Below are 16,845 nucleotides of genomic sequence, written 5' to 3'. Positions count from 1 at the left end.
CCGGGGCCGCGGCCGGGAGGGGAGTCGCTCACGCGCCGATCATGTTGTAGCCGCCGTCGGCGATCAAGAATCCGCCGGTGATGTGGTGGGCGTCCTCGGTGGCCAGGAACAGCGCGGCACCGGCGAGTTCCTCCGGGCCGGGGATGCGGCCGAGGGGCGTCATCTTCCGCAGCTGCTCTCCGCGCCCGTTCTTCCAGTCCTCGCGCCCCAGCGTCGCCGGAGTCTCGATGAACCCCGGCGCGAAGACGTTGACCCGCACGGCCGGAGCGAAGGCGTGCGCGTACGACTTGGTGAGCCCGATGATCCCGTACTTGGCCGCGGCGTACTGGGGCGCCCGCGCACTGCCGCGCGCCACCACGGTGGAGCCGATGTTGACGATGGAGCCGCCCCCCGGCTGTTCCAGCATCCGCGCGCCGAACTCGTGCGTGCACAGCATCGTGCCCTTGATGTCGACCGCCAGCACGTGGTCGATGGACTCCTCCGTGACGTCCCGCCAGGACATCTGCTCACGGGCCACGTCACCGACGTTGTTGATGGCGACGTCGAGCCGGCCGAAGTGATCCCAGACCTCGTCCGCCAGGCGCTTGATCTGGTCGTGCTCGGCGATGTCCGCCTGGACGACCAGGGCCTTGCGGCCCAGTTCCGTGATCCGCGCGGCCGTCTCCTCGGCTCCGGCGCGCGAACTGCGGTAGTGGACGGCGACGTCGGCGCCCTCCTGGGCGGCGCGCACCGCTATCTCGGCACCGAAGCCGGTACCGGCGCCGGTGACGAGGACGGTCTTGTCGGTGAATCGCTGAGAGGTGGTCATGACGTCTCCGTTCGTGGGAGTGATCGTGGGGAGCGGGGTTCAGACCAGGGTCCGGCCGCCGTCCGCGTACAGCACCTGTCCGGTGACGAACGAGGCTTCCGCGGAGGCGAGGAAGAGGGCGGGGCCGACGAGATCGCCGGGCCGGCCGAGGCGGCCGGCCGGGACCAGCGCCTCCATGGAGGCGCGCATCCCCGGCTTGGCCAGGTAGTCGCGGGTGAGGTCGGTCTCGGTGTAGCCGGGGGCCACCGCGTTGACGGTGACGCCGTGCGGCGCCCACTCGCGGGCCATGACCCGCATGAGCTGGTTGATGCCGCCCTTGGTGGCGGCGTACGGCGCGTGGTCGCGGTGGGCGAGCAGGCCGGAGACGGACGAGAGGTAGATGAGCCGGCCGTATCCGTTCGGCACCATGAGGGCGCCCACCGCCCGGCCCAGCCAGAAGCCGCTGTTGAGATTGACGGCGACGATCCGCTCCCAGACCTCGTCGGGTGTCTCCAGGACCGGCCTGCGGTCGTTGGTGCCGACGGCGTGCACGAACACGTCGATGCCGCCGAGGTGTTCGGCGGCGCGAGCGACGGCGTCGCGACAGGCGTCCGCAGAGGTGAGGTCGGCGGCCAGCCCCTGGATCGCGCCGGACCCGTCGGTGGTGCGGCTGCGGGTCAGTTTGGCCAGTGGCTCGGGGTCGCGGTCCACGACGACCACGTCGGCGCCGGCATCGGCGAACGCCTCCGTGACAACGCCTCCGATTCCCCCCGCACCGGCGACGAGCGCACGCGTCCCGGAGAAGTTCCACAGTGTCTTCATGCCCCGGACCGTAGTCGACTCTTAAGAGAGGTGTCCACACTTCGCCGCACTATTGACGCGAACACTGGGAACATGCAGGGTGAGTGTCGACAGTTACTTGGTCGACACGGTACGGAGGCTTTGATGAAACTGGTGACGTTCGACGAGGGACTCGTAGGGCGACTGGACGGCGACACCGTGGTCGAACTCGATGTCCCGTCCACCCGGGCGTACTTCGAGCGGGATGGGCAAGTGCGCGAAACGGGACGGACGTTCGCTCTCGCCGACGTCCGGCTGCGGGCGCCGATCGTGCCCAAGAAGTTCTTCCACACGGCAGGCAACTTCCGGGAGCACCACGCGGATCTGGAACGCGTCGACTGGTCGCACCCGGTCAACAAGGGAATCGTGTTCTTCCAGAACGTGGACGCGATCGTCGGCCCCGAGGATCCGATCGTGTACCCGGCCAACCTGACCCGGGAAATGGACTACGAACTCGAACTCGGCGTCATCATCGGCAAGCCGGGCAAGTTCTTCACCGCCGAACAGGCCGCCGAACACATCGCCGGATACCTGGTGTTCAACGACATCACCGCGCGCGACATCCAGCGCCGTGAGATGGAGGCGGGTGTCTTCTCCTTCTCCAAGGCCATCGACACCTTCTGTCCGATCGGCCCGTACATCGTCACCGCCGACGAGATCGACGACCCGCACGACCTGGACATGGAGCTGCGGGTCAACGGCGACGTCCGGCAGAAGTCGAACACCTCGCGCATGTCGGTGTCGATCCCGCAGCTGGTGGCCTACCACTCCCCGCAGATCTACAGTGCCGGCGACATCATCACCACCGGGACCATCGCCGGTGTCGCGGCGGGCACCGACGACCCGTTCGCCAACTACCTCAACCCCGGTGACGTCGTGGAGGCCGAGATCGAGGGGTTGGGCGTGCTGCGCAACCGCGTGGTCTCCTGGCAGGAGGCGTACGGCACCCCCGAGCCGCCCGCCGAACAGTGGGTGTGACGGCATGAGGATCGCCAACCTCGCGGGCCGGCTCGCCCTGCTGACCGGCGGCGGCGCCGTCGACGTCGCCACCGGTGGTTTCGACACCGACCCGGCCGCGCTCTTCGACCAGTGGGAGTCCCTGCTGCACTGGTCGGCCGGCGTCGACCCGGCGACCGCCGTGCCCTACAAGGAGTCCGACCTCCTCGCGCCCGTGCCGGAGCCGCGGCAGATCTTCGCCGTCGCCCTCAACTACCGCCCCCACACGGCCGAGGCGGGCTACGAGGAGCCCGCCCAGCCGCTGGTGTTCACCAAGTATCCCTCCTGCCTCACCGGCCCGTACTCCACCGTCGACCTGCCGCCCGGCCACGTCGACTGGGAGCTGGAGATGGTCGCGGTCGTCGGCCGGGACGCCCACCGTGTCCCGGAGGAGCACGGCTGGGACCCGATCGCCGCGGTGACCGTCGGACAGGACCTGTCCGAGCGGATCGTCCAGCTGGCCGGCCGCCCGGCCCAGTTCTCACTGGGCAAGTCCTTCCCGGGCTTCGGACCGGTGGGGCCCGCCCTGGTCAGTGTCGACGAACTGGCCGACCGCGACGATCTGGAACTCACCTGCGAGCTCAACGGCGAGGTGGTCCAGCACGACCGCACCTCGAACATGATCTTCCCGGTGCCCAGGCTGGTCGCCCACCTCAGCGCGATCTGCCCGCTGCGGCCGGGCGACCTGATCTTCACCGGCACCCCCGCGGGCGTCGGCAACCGCCGCACGCCCCCACGCTTCATAGGGCCTGGTGACACCCTCGTCAGCAGAATCGCAGAACTGGGCGAGATGCGGCACACCTTCAGGAGCGCACCATGAACGGCACGACCGTCTTCACCGACGTCCATGTCTTCGACGGCACCGGACGTGATCCCTTCGCCGCCGAGGTACTCGTCGAGGACAACCGCATCACGGCCGTCACTCCCCGGCTTCCCGCCGCCCGGCGGGCCGGTGCCCGGATCATCGACGGAGGCGGCGGGACCCTGATCCCCGGCCTGGTCGACTCCCACACCCACCTCGGCTTCGGGTCCACCGTCGAGCACCGCTCACTGCGCCGCGACGAACCCGACGAGGAGAAGGCACTGCTGGTCGCCCACGCGGGCCGGGTCCTGCTGGACCACGGCATCACCAGCGCCTACTCCGGCGGCAACCGCCTGCCCCGCACCGAGGTCGCTGCCCGCAAGGCCTTCGCGGAGGGCTGGATGCCGGGGCCGCGCTTCAGGGCCGCATCGTGGGAGGGCACCGCCGGCATGGTCGAGCCGGGGGTCTACGACTTCCCCGGCGTCGACGGCCGGGCCTCCGACCCCGAGTCCGTGAGCCGCTTCGTCGGGGAGATGGCGGACGTGGGCGTCGACATCGTCAAGCTGTCGCTGTCGGGCGAGAGCGCGGTCGTGCAGGGCACCTCGCGGATCGTGCAGTTCACCGACGAAGAGGTGGCCGCCGCGGCGGCCACCGCCCGCGAGCGCGGTGTGTGGCTGACCGCCCATGCCCACGCCGCCGAGTCCATCAAGATGGCGGTGCGACACGGCATCCGCGCCGTCTACCACTGCACCTTCGCCGACGAAGAAGCCCTCGACCTGCTCCAGGAGGCGCGCGAGCGCCTGTTCGTCGCGCCGACCCCCGGCATCATCCACGCCAACCTGCACGAGGCCGACAGCGAACCCGAGCCCGGCATGGAGGTCGAGGCCACCGAGAAGGCGATCAGGCAGGTCGTCCCCGAACTCGTCCGCCGCGGCATCCGCGTCGTCCCCGGCGGTGACTACGGATTCGCCTGGAACCCGGTCGGCCGCAACTCCCGCGACCTGGAGCTGTTCGTCGACTGGTTCGGCTTCACCCCGGCGCAGGCGCTGCGCGCCGCCACCCAGTACGGGGGCCGGGTGATGGGCATGGGCGACGAACTCGGCCTGGTCGAGGAGGGGTATCTGGCAGACCTCGTACTCGTGGACGGCAACCCGCTCGACGACATCCGTATCCTCCAGGACCGCGACCGACTGGCCGTGATCATGAAGGACGGCCGGCTGCACAAGGCGCGCGCGTGAGCGCCCCGAGGGACAGGGAACGCGCGGGCGCCCCCGGAGCCCGCACCGCCGCCGGGCGGCTGGTGGGGGAGTGGGACGGCGCCGTCGCCGCGTTCCGCGGCATTCCCTTCGCCGCGCCCCCGGTCGGTGACCTGCGCTGGCGCCCGCCCCGGCCCGCCGCGCGCTGGGACGGGGAGCGACGAGCGACCGACTTCGGCGCCGCGCCGCTCCAGCCGCAGCCGCCGACCGACTCGGTCATGTACCGGACCAACTTCGACGACCGCCGGGCCCTGGTGATGAGCGAGGACTGCCTCTACCTGAACGTCTGGACGCCCGAGCCGGCACCGGGCGCCGGGCTGCCGGTCATGGTCTGGATCCATGGCGGCGGCAACCGCTACGGACACGGCTCCCAGGACATCCACGACGGCCGCGCCCTGGCCGGCCGCGGCCTGGTCGTCGTCACCCTCAACCACCGGCTGGGCGCACTCGGCTTCCTCGCCCACCCCGAGCTGGCCGCCGAGGACGAGGTGGGCGCCTGCGGCAACTACGGGCTGCTCGACATCGTCGCCGCTCTGACCTGGGTGCGCGAGAACATCACGGCCTTCGGAGGCGACCCCGACCGGGTCACCCTCGCGGGCAACTCCGCCGGCGCCGCCCACATCTGCCACCTCATGGCCGCACAGGCCGCCCGCCCGCTCTTCCGCGCCGCCCTCGGGCAGAGCGCGTCCGGCGTGGGGCGGGCGGAAGGGCCGCTGCCCAGCCAGGAGGACGCACAGAAGCAGGGACTGGCGTACGCCGAAGGTTTCGGCGGCCGGGACATCGGCGAACTGCGCCGCGTCTCGGGTGTCGAACTGGTCGTGCGCGGTCACTTCGGGCCGGTCGTGGACGGTCGCGTCCTGACCGAGGCCACCGACGACGTGTTCGCCGCCGGCCGCCAGCACGCCGTCCCGCTGCTGGTCGGCACCAACCGGGACGAAGGCACGGTCTACGCCTCCGCGAGCGAGAACGCCGAGGCCGTCGGCGACGCCCGGTTCGTGGGCCCCGTATGGCACTGGGCCGACACCCATCGCGCCACGTCCCACTCGCCCACCTGGATGTACCGCTTCAACCATCGGCCCCCGCTGCCGCCCGGCCTGCCCGATCTCGGCGTGTACCACACCGCCGAACTGCCCTACGTACTGGACAACTTGACCCAGCGGCCGGCCTGGGGCTGGCAGGACACGGACCGGCGTCTGGCCACGGTCATGGCCGACGCCTGGGCGCGCTTCGTCGCCTCGGGCGACCCGAACGGTGCGGGGCTGCCGCCCTGGCCGCAATTCACCGGGCCCGACGACACGCCCGCCATGGTCTTCGGTGACACCGTTCGCCAGGGTGTCCTGCGAGCTCCCGCCCGGCCCTGAACGCACCGAGCTCGACTTCCCAGAAAGGAAAGGCCGTGGCACGACTTCCGGGTACCGACGGAGCCGGCGACATCGCGGACCGCGTCCGCGAGCGGCGCGGGGGCACCCTGCGCCCCCTGGACCGGATGCTGCTGCACAGTCCGCAGCTCGCGGACGGCTGGAACAGCCTGCTCGGCGCGATCCGGCAACGCATGATGTTGCCGCCCGACCTGCGCGAACTGGTGATTCTCAGGATCGCCGTGCTCAACAGGGCCCCCTACGAATGGGTCGCCCACGAGGCGGACGCCCGCGCCGCAGGACTCGAACAGAGGCACCTCGACGCGGTCCGCGACGAGAACGCCGTACGGCATCCTGCTCTCGACGAGCGGCAGCGCCGGGTCCTCGGCTACACCGACGCGATGACCCGGGACGTGCACGTGCCCGATGCCGTCTTCGACGCGCTGAGGGAGCACTTCACCCCGGCCGAACTCGTGGAACTGACCGCCACCGTCGCCGCGTACAGCATGGTGTCCCGGTTCCTGGTCGCGCTGGAGGTGGAGCTGCCGACGCCCCCGGGCCGCGCATCTGCCATGCCGTCCCGCACCACCGACACCGTTTCCAGGAGGACATCGTGACGACCGTTTCCCGCCCCGGGGCCGCGCCGCCCGGCACCGGCCGGCTCTCCGGCAAGGTGGCCCTCGTCACCGGGGCCGGTGCCGGTATCGGCCAGGGGTGTGCGCTGCTCTTCGCCGAACAGGGTGCGACCGTGGTCGGCTGCGACATCGATCCGTCCGCGGCAGAGCGCACCCGCAAGCTGGCTGCCGACCGCGGCCTCGCCGTGGAGGTGATCGCGCCCCTGGACATGACCGACCCCGCCGACGCCCGGCGCTTCGCGGACAAGGCCTACGGGCGGCACGGCCGGATCGACGCCCTGGTCACCGCGGGTGCCATTGCCCCGCACATGGCCAGCGCCGCCGACATGGACTACGCCGGGCAGTGGACCCCGACGATGCGGGGTGAGGTCGACGTCGCCTTTCTGCCGGTGCAGGCTGCCTGGCCGCACCTCGAGGCGTCCGGCGGCGGCTCGATCGTCAACTTCGCGTCCGTCAACGCCTTCCGCGGCAGTGGCACCTTCGGGATGGTCGCGCACTGCGCAGGCAAGGCCGCTGTGCTCGGGCTGACCCGGCAACTGGCGGTGGAGGGCGGCCCGCTGGGCATCCGGGCCAACACCATTTCGCCGGGAATGGTGCGCACGCCGGCCACCGAGTCGGCGGGTGCGCACGAGGGCGCGGCCCGCGAGGCGCTGCTGTCCCGCATCCCGCTGGGGCGGGTCGGCAGGCCCGAGGACATCGCCTGGTGCGCGGTCTATCTGGTGTCGGACGAGTCCGCGTGGGTCACCGGCGGCAATTTCCCCGTGGACGGTGGGGTGTTGGCGAAGTAGGGGCGGGCGTGGCCCCGTCAGGCGCGGGGGCGGCGTCTGCGGGCGGGCTTGCGGTTGCTCGCGGTGTCCTGTTCGATCTGCTCCTCCGCCGCGCGCAAGGCCCGCACGGTCGCACCGGCGATCAGCGCGGAAGCCAGGTCCTTGTCGCGCTCCTCGCATGCTTGAATCAGTCGTTCCTGGTCGTCGACGCTGAAGGCCAGCCGGCCGGGGCGGGTCAGGCTCAGGTGCCGCAGCATCAGGGTGCGCAGGGCCAGGGAGTCCAGGATCTGCTTCAGCGTGGCGTTGCCGACGATCTCTGTCATCCGCTCCTGGAGCTGCACGTGCCTCCAGAAGTACGCGTCCACGTCCCCGTCATCGGCGAGCTCGCGCATCTTCTCCACCTGGCCTCGCAATTCGGCCAGCTCATCGTCCGTGGCGCGCTCGACCAGCAGCCCGGCCAGCATCGACAGCAGTTGCCGCCGCACCTGGTAGATGTCCCGGATGTCGGCGAGTGTGGGTGCGGCGACTCGGGGGCGGCGCCGGGCCTGGATCTCGACCAAGCCCTCCTGCTCCAGCAGCATCAGTGCCTCGCGCACGGGAGTGCGGCTGGTGTCGAACCTGCGAGACAGCTCGACACTGTTGAGGTCCTGCCCCGGTTCCAGCCGCCCCTCGATGATGCCGGAGCCGACCCAGCTGGCGATCTGGGCGACGAGCGGCTCGCGCCGGTCTCGCAGCCGTAGCAGGCGCTCCAGCACCAGATCCGTGTCCTGACCGGCCATGTGCCGTGCCCCCTGTGAGTTTCGAGTACCAACTGGTTGTCGACACTATCGCATCCCCTGGCGGCTTTCGTTGGCCTTCTGGTCGCCTCTGTCGACAGATGGCGGGATTCTCTATGGATCTCCCTGACTCAGTCCATCCCTATGACAATGCAGGAGAAACAGTGGAGAAGGACAGCAGAAACCGACCGGCCCTCAGCAGGCGAGCCGTCGTCGGGTCAGCGGCCCTGGCGGCACTGACCACGGTCGGCGTCGGAGCGGGCCCAGTCGAGGCATCTTCTCGCACCGGGCTGCCGTGGGAGCCGGTCGCGGTGCCCGAGCAGGCGCCGTTCAGCGAGCACCGGGTCCCCGTTGCCGGGGGCGGCATGCTGTGGTGCTGGGACACCGGCGGCGACGGCGAGCCGATCGTGCTGCTGCACCCTGGGTCGGGCAGCGCCGAGAGCTGGCCGTATCAGCAGCCGGTGCTGTCAGCGGCGGGATTCCGTGTGATCGGCTATTCGCGGCGGGGTGCCCACGGCTCCGTGGCGGGTGCCGAGGCCGAGGCCGACACCGTCTCCGGGGATCTCGACAGGCTCGCTGACCATCTCGGCCTGGGCCGCTTCCACCTGGTCGGCTCGGCAGCCGGCGGTTTCGTCGCCCTCGACTATGCCCTCTCGTACGAGGACCGTCTGCGCAGCCTGACCGTCTCCGGCAGCATCATGGACGTGCAGGACGCCGCGTACCTGGAACTGACCGGGGCGATGCAGCCCGACCCGTTCGAGGACCTGCCCGTGTCCTTCAAGGAGCTGGGACCCTCCTATCGGGGCGGGGACCCGGCAGGATTCGCGGCCTGGGTGGCGATCAACACCCGGGCGAAGACGGCGGACGCCTTCACCCAGCCCCTCGCGCACCGGATCACCTGGGCCGGGCTGGAGAAGCTGACGCTTCCCGTCCAGCTCATCACCGGCGACGCCGACCTCTACAGCCCACCGTCCGTGATGCGTCTGCAGGCACAGCATCTGCGCGACGTCGAGACGCACGTCGTGACCGAGGCGGGACACAACCCGCACTGGGAGCAACCAGCTGCGTGGAACACCCTCCTGATCTCCTTCCTCAGACGGCATGGCGGCCGCACCCGTCAGCCGCGCGGCTGAGTCGCAGTAGCGAAGTCTGCGCAGCTTGCCTGCCCGCCTCCGAGGCGTGTCGATCTTCAATAGGGCTTGACTTCTCACAGGGGGTTGGGTTCCATGCCGGTCAGCTCCGCGCTGATGTCCTACAGGCGTGCCGCGGTCGTGGTGTCGGCCAGCGGCCCCTTCACCGGTTCGAGCCTGGGATTGCCTCGTGCACCGAAGGCGCGTGGCCCCCAGAGTTGTCCGACATGTACTGCGGGGTCCAGTACGGCGAGGACGGAGGGGCGGGCCGCGATGTCCTTGCTCTGTACGAGGATGCGGGCGGGCAGGCCACGCAGGAGTTGGCCCGTGGTGCGGACGTGCACCGGAGGGCGGGAGGGAGTGAGCGCGTCGAACGCGCCGCCGGGGTGGACGACCACACTCGTCATAGAGCTGTCGGCTGCACGCAGACGGCGGTCAGTCAGCGCGAAATGGCCGAGGTGATCTGCGCCGAACGCCAGTTCGTGGCCGTCCACGGTCTGTGCGCGCTGCGTTTGCCTGTTCCCTGTGCTTGCGTTGTGCACGACCGCGTCGAGGCTGTCTGCCCCAGTCGCTCCACCACGGACGCGACCGAGGACAGGTCAGCCAGATCCAGCTTCAGGGCGCGTAGCCGTGCCTCCGGCATGCGAGCGCGGATCGCGCTGATCGCGGCCTCGGTCCGCGTCGGAGTGCGGCTATCGAGGACGACGTCGGCTCCGGTGCCCGCGAGCTGCTCGGCGATGAAGTACCCGATCCCGGTGTTGCCGCCCGTGATCAGAAAGGCGCGGCCTCGGCACTGAGGGATCTGAATTCGATCTGGTTGTCCGGCCCTGGCCGGTGGCCGGAGGACGGGACGAGCGGGCGCGCAAACCTACGTCATCGCCCGTGCCATGGCTCTCCTGGTGCGCTCGAGTCGGCGCCATTATGCAGCGGCAGCGTCGGCACTTCCCGCTATGGTCCTTAGCCCTTTCCTGGCCGGTGTGAGGCCCTCTCGCGCCCGGCGGTGGCCTGGCCGCGTTACTGTTACCGGCCGTGGTTCCGCGTCGGCCAATAATGACACAGCAGGTCATGTGCTGCTCGATGAGACGAGAACGGCGCGATGTACCATGGTCTGATGGACATAGATGCAGCCCCCGTGGTCGGCATGGCCGAGCGCAAGCGTCGGCTGGTGCGCGACGAGCTGACCGAGGCCGCCGTGAAGTTGCTGGCCACGCAGGGGTTCGACGAGACGACGGTGGAGCAGATCGCGGCCTCCGTAGGTATGTCGCGCCGCACGTTCTCCCGCTACTTCGACTCCAAGGAAGATGTGATCGTGCACATGCTCGCGGGTGCGGGCACGCAGCTGTGCGCGGCCCTGCGTGCCCGGCCGGTCGACGAGTCGCCTGCGGTGGCGTTGCGTCACGCGGTGTCGGTGTTCACGGCGCTGATGACGGGCAACCCGGTCAAGACGCAGCATGTGACGGGGCTGATGCTGGGTACCCCTGCGCTGCTGGCTCGGTTCCTGGAGCGGCAATCGCACTGGCAGGACGAGATGACCACGATCCTGGCCGAGCGCTCCGACCTCGACCCCCAGGCCGATCTGCGGCCCAGGCTCGCCTCCGGTGTGGCGCTCACCGCGTTCAATGTCGCGCTGCGCCGCTGGGTGGACCTCGGCGGCACCGCGGACATGAGCGCACTGGTCGATGAGGCCTTCGCAGCTGTCACGCCGACTCTCGACCTCGCCGCCGGCGCGAGCTGACCGCGGACAGGCGTCTGCTGGCACGGTATCTGGTGCGGTCCGCCCCTGGCGCCCCGTGCACCGCGTACCGTGTTGCGTCCGTGCCCGTACCGGGTCGCTGCGTCAGCGGACGTCGTAGGGGTGCTCGGCGCCTTCGCGCTTGGTGTAGAGCTCCCAGTAGTGCTCGGCGATTGTGTCGGCTTGGGTCTCCGGGCCGCCGGAGCCGATCCAGGCAAAGATCGGCACGTGCGTCGCGTACACGCCTGTGCCGGTGAGCTGCTGGTTGAGCTTGAGTACGTAGGCCCGCAGGGCGGCAGTGGCCACGGCGACGTTTCCGAACTCCACAGGCCCGGCGAGTACCTCCTTTGAGGAGCCGCCAGTGGTGAACAGCAGGGTGCCTGCATCGCGTTCGATCATTTCGGGGAGCACCTGCCGGGCTGCGGTGAGACCGCCGTGGAGGTAGTAGTCCAGCTCGCTCTGCAGGTTGTCCACCGTCGCGTCCAGCGGAGCGATCATGGCCTCGGGGTTCATGTCCGGCTTGGGTGAGTACTCCAGTACGTCGATGGGGTCGAACCGCTCCTTGATGCGACTGAACGCGGAGGCCAGGGACGGTCGGTCGGTGACGTCGGCGGTGAATCCGGCCGCCTCGATGCCCTCCTGGCCCAGTTCCGCGGCGAGCGCGTCTATCTTTTCCTGCGTCCGCGCCACGAGGGCCACGGAGAACCCGTTGCGGCCGAAGACCTTGGCGATCGAGAGGCCTATCCCGGGGCCTGCTCCGACGATGCCGATGGTAGGCATGAAAATGTCCCTTCGAGAAATTCGGGAAAATACGGTCGGGCGCTTTTCGGTGAGGGCCGGTGGCCCAGGTCAGGACGAGGCGGCGAGGGTGAAGTAGACCCCGGTCAATTCCTCGGACACATTCCACAGCCGGCGTGCCGTGTCCAGGTCCTCGGCCCCGGCATCCGGAGCGACTGTCGTGGGGTGTCCGCGGAACTCTTTCCAGCCGTCGGGCCCGTACAGCTCGCCGCCGCGGGCGTCCGGGGAGGTCGCGGCGTACAGCTGGGGCAGCACGCCCCGCTCGACGTGCTGGGCAAACAGATGCTTGACGAACAAGCCGCCCACCCTGATCAGCCCGGACGGGCCGGTGCTCTGCAGATTCGTGGCCGAGACCCCGGGGTGGGCAAGCAGGCTGCGTACCGGACTGCTCGCGGCGCGCAGTCTGCGGTCGAGTTCCAGGCCGAACACGGCGTTGGCGAACTTCGACTGGTCGTAGTAGGCCACCGGCTCGTACTTGCGCGCACCGGTCAGGTCGTCGAAGAAGATCTTTCCGCCGTGGTGCCCGATCGAGGTAACCGTCACCACCCGGGGATCGCTGCTGGCTTGCAGCAGGTCGAGCAGCAGGCCGGTGAGGGCGAAATGACCCAGGTGGTTGCCGGCGAACTGTGACTCATGCCCCTGTGGGGACAGCTGGCGAGGTGCCGCCATGACTCCGGCGTTGTTGATCAGGACGTCCACTTCCACCCCGTCGGCGTGCAGCCCGGCGGCGAACGCGCGCACCGAGTCCAGGTCGACGAGGTCGATGTGGCGCACCTCAAGGCTCGCTCCAGGGTGATTCTTGCGGATCTCCGCGGCGGCCTTGCGCCCCTTGGTCTCGTTGCGTACGGCCATCACGACATGCGCGCCGCGGCGGGCCGCATGCCGGGTGGTGGCCAGGCCGAGGCCGCTGTTGGCTCCGGTCACGACAAAGGTCTTTCCGGCCAGGTCCGGGATCCGGTCGGCCGTCCAATTACTCCCGTTCATGTGTCCCATGCTGCCCCACTTGTCTCAGTGTGTCAATTGAAGCTCGATGGGACGCTCTGGGTCTAAGAACTCCTAACAAAGGCGTTGAACGTGAGTTACTTGGTCCGTCTCATCAGTTGAAAGACCCTGGTTCCTCGAGAGATGGCGCGCCCGTACGGGGGTGGTGCGGGAGTGTCCGCCCGGGCGGTGCCGAGCGGACACACAGCCGGGCCTCTCCCGCAGGGTCCCGGCCGAAGCCTCAACGGCACCGTCTCCGTTGGGGCTTCCCGTGCGGGGCGCTCCTTGCGGCTGTTGAACAGGGGAGCAGTCACCGAGCGTCGCCCGCCGTCCGGAAGGGTTGTGGGGTCACCTGCCTTCCTCTGTCCTATCGCCCTGGTGGCGGCTGTCAGGTGAGATGCCGTTGTCCTGGTGGGCCGGCTCCTGGAGTTCCTGCAGGGCCGCGCGCAGGGCCAGGAGGTCTGGCATGGCAGCGGTGGCCGCGAACTGCTCGATGAGGATGCCGGCCTGCCAGTGGGAGCGCTGCGTAACCGCGCGAAGGATTGCCGCGATGGCGTCACCACGGCTGGTCGGCGGCTCCTCGGGGGCGCCTGGCTCAAGGGGCTGGGGTGGCTGGTTCAATTGGCGCGCCCTCTGGTCATGAGCCGCAGCCGTGACTCGACAGCGTCGCTGCTTCTGTAGCGTATGGGCGCCGCCTCCTTCCGGTTCAACTACGGGCTGCCGTCACCCGTGTGGGGTGTGGCGGCTGTCCCTCCGGGGGGCGCCAGAGTTTCAGACGGTCCCGGAGGGCAGCCTCAGGTGGCGCCGCCTACTGACATGGGGGAGCCATGTCGGTCAGCACCGGCGTCACCGGCCCAAGAACCGTTGGTTCTATGTTTCTGGCATATCCCAGTCATGGGTGGCGGTGGCAGGGCGGAGTGGCCCCAACCTCCGGACTCCTCGGGCACATCCCGAAGGACCGCTGCCTCCTTTACTTCCGGGGAAACACGGGGAGCGGATGCGTGACTTTCCCCCAGGTGGGCTGCTGTCTGCTGAGAAGCACAGGAAGAGCTCGCCGCATTGAACAGGCGCTGTCCTGAGGCGTGTTGACGGTGCGGCGGCCGAGGACAGATCGCGTCACGCGGCGCCCCGGCTCCGTGGGATTTGCTGGCTCTGTCGCCGGGTAGCGACACCGTTTGTCGGTCAGTTCTGGAAGCGCCCGCTTGTCGCGTGAAGCGATATCGATGAGTTCTGGCAGCACCGCGGGGGTTGTGGTGGGAGCATTGAAGTGCCTTTTGTGGTAAGGGGGTTGGGATGCCTCCGTCGACCAAGGTCGCTCTGTACGCGGCGATCCGACGCGATGCCACGTCGGCCTGGCCGGAGCCTCGGAAGAAGCTGCCGCCCCTGCCCACCCGTCTGGACCCCTACAAAGAGCTGATCGATGCAATGCTGCGCGACGATCTGCGGGCTCCGCCCAAGCAACGGCACACCGCGAAACGGGACCGGCTGGTGGACGAGCACGCCGCGGAGAGGATCTCCTACGGGATGGTGCGGGACTACGTCCGACTGCGCCGCGAGGAGATCCGGATCGCGGCCGGATACGGGACCGAGAAGGCGTTCGTGCCGCAGTCCCACCGCCCGGGCGTCGAAGCGGAAGTGGACTTCGGGGACGTGAGCGTGCGGCTGGCCGGCGAGACGGTGAAATGCGTGTTGTTCTCGTTTCGCATGTCCTACTCGGGCAAGGCGGTGCACCGGGTCTTCGCGACCGGCGGACAGGAGGCGTTCTTCGAGGGGCACGTCCACGCTTTCAGCGTCCTCGGCGGGATTCCGACCGGCAAGGTCCGCTACGACAACCTCAACTCCGCGGTCGCCCAGGTGCTGGGCTTCAACCGGGCCCGGGTGGAGACCGAACGGTGGACCGCGTTTCGCTCGCACTACGGGCTGGAGGCGTTCTACTGCCGCCCTGGCATCGAGGGCGCTCACGAGAAGGGCGGGGTGGAGGGGCAGATCGGCTACTTCCGCCGCAACCACTTCGTCCCAGTCCCCGAGGTCGACTCGCTGGCCGAGTTGAACGAACTGGTGGACCGGTGGGACCAGGAGGACGACGGCCGGCGCATCCGCTCCCGGCTGCGAACGATCGGCGAGTCCTTCACCATCGAGGCACCGCTGTTGAAGCCGCTGCCGCTGGAGGACTTCGAGACCGGGCGCCTGTTCTCGCTGCGGGTGAACCGATACGCGCAGATCGGGGTCCGCGCGAACCACTACTCGGTGCCCGCCCGGCTCATCGGCCGCCAGGTCCGGGTCGTCCTCCATGCCTCCGAGCTGGTGGTCTACGACCACGGCGTTGAGGTCGCCCGGCACGAGCGGCTGATGGGCAAGGCCCAGGACCGCTTCGTTCTGGACCACTATCTGGAGCTCCTGATCCGCAAGCCCGGCGCGTTCCCCGGCTCGACCGCACTGGAACAGGCCAAGGCAGCAGGCAAGTTCACCCCGGTCCATGAAGCCTGGTGGGCCGAGGCATGCAAGCTCCACGGGGACAGGGACGGAACCCGGGCCCTGATCCAGGTGCTCCTGCTGAGCCGTCACATCGGGCACGAGCATTTGGTCGCCGGACTGGCTTCCGCGCTGCGGGCCGGGGCGATGACATCGGACGCGGTTGCGCTGGAGGCCCGCAAGGCGGCCGAAACCGATGACCGGGGTGCCGTCTCCTCGCCGCTGAAGCCGTCCGGGCCTCGTCCGGCACGAGTGCCGAAGGTGACCTCACTGACGGAGCGACGGCTGGCGAAGTTGCCGCCCGACACCCGGCCCATGCCCTCGGTGACCATCTATGACCAGCTCTTACGCCGTTCCCGGTCTCATGGCCGGGGCCACTTCGAGGGAGAGATGCCGTGAGCGCGAACAGTCACCGCGGGCTGACCGAACAAGCCGCTGATGCCGCTATCGAGGGCGCCTGCAAGGCACTTCGCCTGCCCACCATCCGGGCCCAGTTCCCCGAAATGGCCGCGGACGCAGCCAAGGTCCAGATGACCTACCGCGGGTTCCTCGCCGAGTTGCTGCTGGCCGAGTGTGATGACCGGGCCCGGCGTCGCTCGGAGCGGCGGATCAAAGCCGCCGCGTTCCCGCGGCAGAAGTCGATCCGGGGGTTCGACTTCGATGCCAACCCCAACATCGATGCCGCGGTCATCCACACGCTCGCCAAGTGCGAGTGGGTGAAGAAGGGCCTGCCGCTCTGCCTCATCGGCGACTCCGGCACCGGGAAATCGCACCTGCTGATCGCGCTGGGCACCGAGGCCGCGATGGCCGGGTTCCGGGTCAAGTATGTGCTGGCCACCAAGCTCGTCAACGAGCTCGTCGAAGCCGCCGACGAGAAGCAGCTGACCAAGACGATCGCCCGCTACGGCCGCGTCGATCTTTTATGCATCGACGAACTCGGCTACATGGAACTCGACAAGCAGGGCGCGGAGTTGATGTTCCAGGTCCTGACCGAGCGAGAGGAGAAGAACAGCGTCGCGATCGCCTCCAACGAAAGCTTCGGCGGCTGGACCAAAACCTTCACCGACCCTCGCCTCTGCACGGCCATCGTCGACCGCCTCACCTTCGGAGGGAACATCATCGAGACCGGCACCGACTCCTACCGCCTGCAGCAGACCCGATCCCGCATCGAGCAGACCGGCACCGGCTGATCGCCGCACCATCTGCTCAGCGACCATGGTCATGGACGAGGCATCCCGGCGAGCCCGACACATGCGAGACCGGGCACGACGACAGCGGGAACTTGCCCAGCAGATGCGTGAAGACCTCCGCAAGATGCTCGCGAGAGTGCGAACCCCGCTGCCAAAACTCACCGACACATCTCCAACCGACGATCAGAAACCGCTGCCAGAACTGCCCGACATACGCTGCTGAACGTCATCGGCAAAGCCAAGCCCGCCTCGCCGCACCTCGACCACCTGGCCGCGCTCGATCCGTGGTGGAACCCGCCCTGGGACCTGCACTGGCAGCGCAACT

At 69.2% G+C, this 16,845-nt stretch carries 18 protein-coding genes; 11 read left to right on the top strand and 7 right to left on the bottom strand.

What is annotated here, in order from left to right:
• Positions 1–28 precede the first annotated feature (28 nt).
• Together ACTWJ8_RS02450 and ACTWJ8_RS02445 are read right to left on the bottom strand one after the other, a co-directional pair.
• Positions 29–808: an SDR family NAD(P)-dependent oxidoreductase gene (locus ACTWJ8_RS02450; protein ID WP_443262644.1), complete on the bottom strand. Its 780-nt coding sequence runs from the start codon at positions 806–808 to the stop codon at positions 29–31.
• Between the two features lie 39 nt (positions 809–847).
• Entirely contained in the window at positions 848–1,609 is a 762-nt protein-coding gene (locus ACTWJ8_RS02445) for an SDR family NAD(P)-dependent oxidoreductase (RefSeq protein WP_443262643.1), read from the bottom strand.
• Positions 1,610–1,732: 123 nt separating this feature from the next.
• On the opposite strand from ACTWJ8_RS02445, the gene ACTWJ8_RS02440 reads away from it, so the two are divergent.
• From ACTWJ8_RS02440 to ACTWJ8_RS02415, 6 genes are read left to right on the top strand one after another with little or no spacing between them, the layout of a single operon-like run.
• A complete protein-coding gene (locus tag ACTWJ8_RS02440; RefSeq protein WP_443262642.1) occupies positions 1,733–2,605 on the top strand; it encodes a fumarylacetoacetate hydrolase family protein in 873 nt (290 codons plus the stop codon).
• A 4-nt stretch (positions 2,606–2,609) separates the two neighbouring features.
• Complete coding sequence (locus tag ACTWJ8_RS02435) at positions 2,610–3,443, top strand: fumarylacetoacetate hydrolase family protein (RefSeq protein WP_443262641.1); 834 nt, start codon at positions 2,610–2,612, stop codon at positions 3,441–3,443.
• Positions 3,440–4,663: an amidohydrolase family protein gene (locus tag ACTWJ8_RS02430; protein WP_443262639.1), complete on the top strand. Its 1,224-nt coding sequence runs from the start codon at positions 3,440–3,442 to the stop codon at positions 4,661–4,663. The genes ACTWJ8_RS02435 and ACTWJ8_RS02430 overlap by 4 nt, the downstream gene beginning before the upstream one ends.
• On the top strand, positions 4,660–6,042 hold the full coding sequence (locus tag ACTWJ8_RS02425) for a carboxylesterase/lipase family protein (RefSeq protein ID WP_443262638.1): 1,383 nt from the start codon (positions 4,660–4,662) through the stop codon (positions 6,040–6,042). Before ACTWJ8_RS02430 ends, ACTWJ8_RS02425 begins: the two co-directional genes overlap by 4 nt.
• Before the next feature lie 35 nt (positions 6,043–6,077).
• Positions 6,078–6,656 (top strand): carboxymuconolactone decarboxylase family protein, encoded by a 579-nt coding sequence (locus tag ACTWJ8_RS02420; RefSeq protein WP_443262637.1) that lies wholly within the window; start codon positions 6,078–6,080, stop codon positions 6,654–6,656.
• Positions 6,653–7,462, top strand: a complete 810-nt coding sequence (locus ACTWJ8_RS02415; RefSeq protein ID WP_443262636.1) for an SDR family NAD(P)-dependent oxidoreductase — start codon at positions 6,653–6,655, stop codon at positions 7,460–7,462. The genes ACTWJ8_RS02420 and ACTWJ8_RS02415 overlap by 4 nt, the downstream gene beginning before the upstream one ends.
• Positions 7,463–7,479: 17 nt before the next feature.
• Here the strand turns inward: ACTWJ8_RS02415 and ACTWJ8_RS02410 are convergent, their stop codons facing one another.
• Positions 7,480–8,220: a GntR family transcriptional regulator gene (locus tag ACTWJ8_RS02410; RefSeq protein WP_443262635.1), complete on the bottom strand. Its 741-nt coding sequence runs from the start codon at positions 8,218–8,220 to the stop codon at positions 7,480–7,482.
• A gap of 308 nt (positions 8,221–8,528) precedes the next feature.
• On the opposite strand from ACTWJ8_RS02410, the gene ACTWJ8_RS02405 reads away from it, so the two are divergent.
• Complete coding sequence (locus ACTWJ8_RS02405) at positions 8,529–9,350, top strand: alpha/beta fold hydrolase (protein WP_443262634.1); 822 nt, start codon at positions 8,529–8,531, stop codon at positions 9,348–9,350.
• 119 nt (positions 9,351–9,469) lie between these two features.
• Here the strand turns inward: ACTWJ8_RS02405 and ACTWJ8_RS02400 are convergent, their stop codons facing one another.
• Together ACTWJ8_RS02400 and ACTWJ8_RS02395 are read right to left on the bottom strand one after the other, a co-directional pair.
• Positions 9,470–9,754, bottom strand: coding sequence for a hypothetical protein (locus tag ACTWJ8_RS02400; protein WP_443262633.1), 285 nt, complete (start codon positions 9,752–9,754; stop codon positions 9,470–9,472).
• A gap of 32 nt (positions 9,755–9,786) precedes the next feature.
• On the bottom strand, positions 9,787–10,086 hold the full coding sequence (locus ACTWJ8_RS02395; RefSeq protein ID WP_443264780.1) for a hypothetical protein: 300 nt from the start codon (positions 10,084–10,086) through the stop codon (positions 9,787–9,789).
• A gap of 402 nt (positions 10,087–10,488) precedes the next feature.
• Here ACTWJ8_RS02395 and ACTWJ8_RS02390 point away from each other — a divergent pair, with 402 nt between their 5' ends.
• Positions 10,489–11,082 carry a TetR family transcriptional regulator gene (locus ACTWJ8_RS02390; RefSeq protein ID WP_443262632.1) on the top strand — a complete coding sequence of 198 codons (594 nt, stop codon included), beginning with the start codon at positions 10,489–10,491 and terminating at the stop codon, positions 11,080–11,082.
• Positions 11,083–11,184: 102 nt separating this feature from the next.
• On the opposite strand, the gene ACTWJ8_RS02385 is transcribed toward ACTWJ8_RS02390, so the two are convergent.
• Positions 11,185–11,859, bottom strand: a complete 675-nt coding sequence (locus tag ACTWJ8_RS02385; protein ID WP_443262631.1) for an SDR family oxidoreductase — start codon at positions 11,857–11,859, stop codon at positions 11,185–11,187.
• A gap of 69 nt (positions 11,860–11,928) precedes the next feature.
• Positions 11,929–12,861 carry an oxidoreductase gene (locus ACTWJ8_RS02380; RefSeq protein ID WP_443264778.1) on the bottom strand — a complete coding sequence of 311 codons (933 nt, stop codon included), beginning with the start codon at positions 12,859–12,861 and terminating at the stop codon, positions 11,929–11,931.
• A 408-nt stretch (positions 12,862–13,269) separates the two neighbouring features.
• On the opposite strand from ACTWJ8_RS02380, the gene ACTWJ8_RS02375 reads away from it, so the two are divergent.
• The 3 genes from ACTWJ8_RS02375 to istB all read left to right on the top strand — a co-directional run bounded on the left by ACTWJ8_RS02375 (position 13,270) and on the right by istB (position 16,520).
• Positions 13,270–13,539 carry a hypothetical protein gene (locus tag ACTWJ8_RS02375; protein ID WP_443262630.1) on the top strand — a complete coding sequence of 90 codons (270 nt, stop codon included), beginning with the start codon at positions 13,270–13,272 and terminating at the stop codon, positions 13,537–13,539.
• A 612-nt stretch (positions 13,540–14,151) separates the two neighbouring features.
• Positions 14,152–15,729: an IS21 family transposase gene (gene istA, locus ACTWJ8_RS02370; protein ID WP_443262629.1), complete on the top strand. Its 1,578-nt coding sequence runs from the start codon at positions 14,152–14,154 to the stop codon at positions 15,727–15,729.
• Positions 15,726–16,520: an IS21-like element helper ATPase IstB gene (gene istB, locus ACTWJ8_RS02365; RefSeq protein WP_443262628.1), complete on the top strand. Its 795-nt coding sequence runs from the start codon at positions 15,726–15,728 to the stop codon at positions 16,518–16,520. Before istA ends, istB begins: the two co-directional genes overlap by 4 nt.
• Positions 16,521–16,845: the final 325 nt, after the last annotated feature.

This window comes from Streptomyces sp. SDT5-1 (genome assembly GCF_052245995.1).
Classification (GTDB): domain Bacteria; phylum Actinomycetota; class Actinomycetes; order Streptomycetales; family Streptomycetaceae; genus Streptomyces.
Note: the sequence above shows the minus strand (reverse complement) of the source record. Positions and strands in the feature narration are given on the sequence as shown.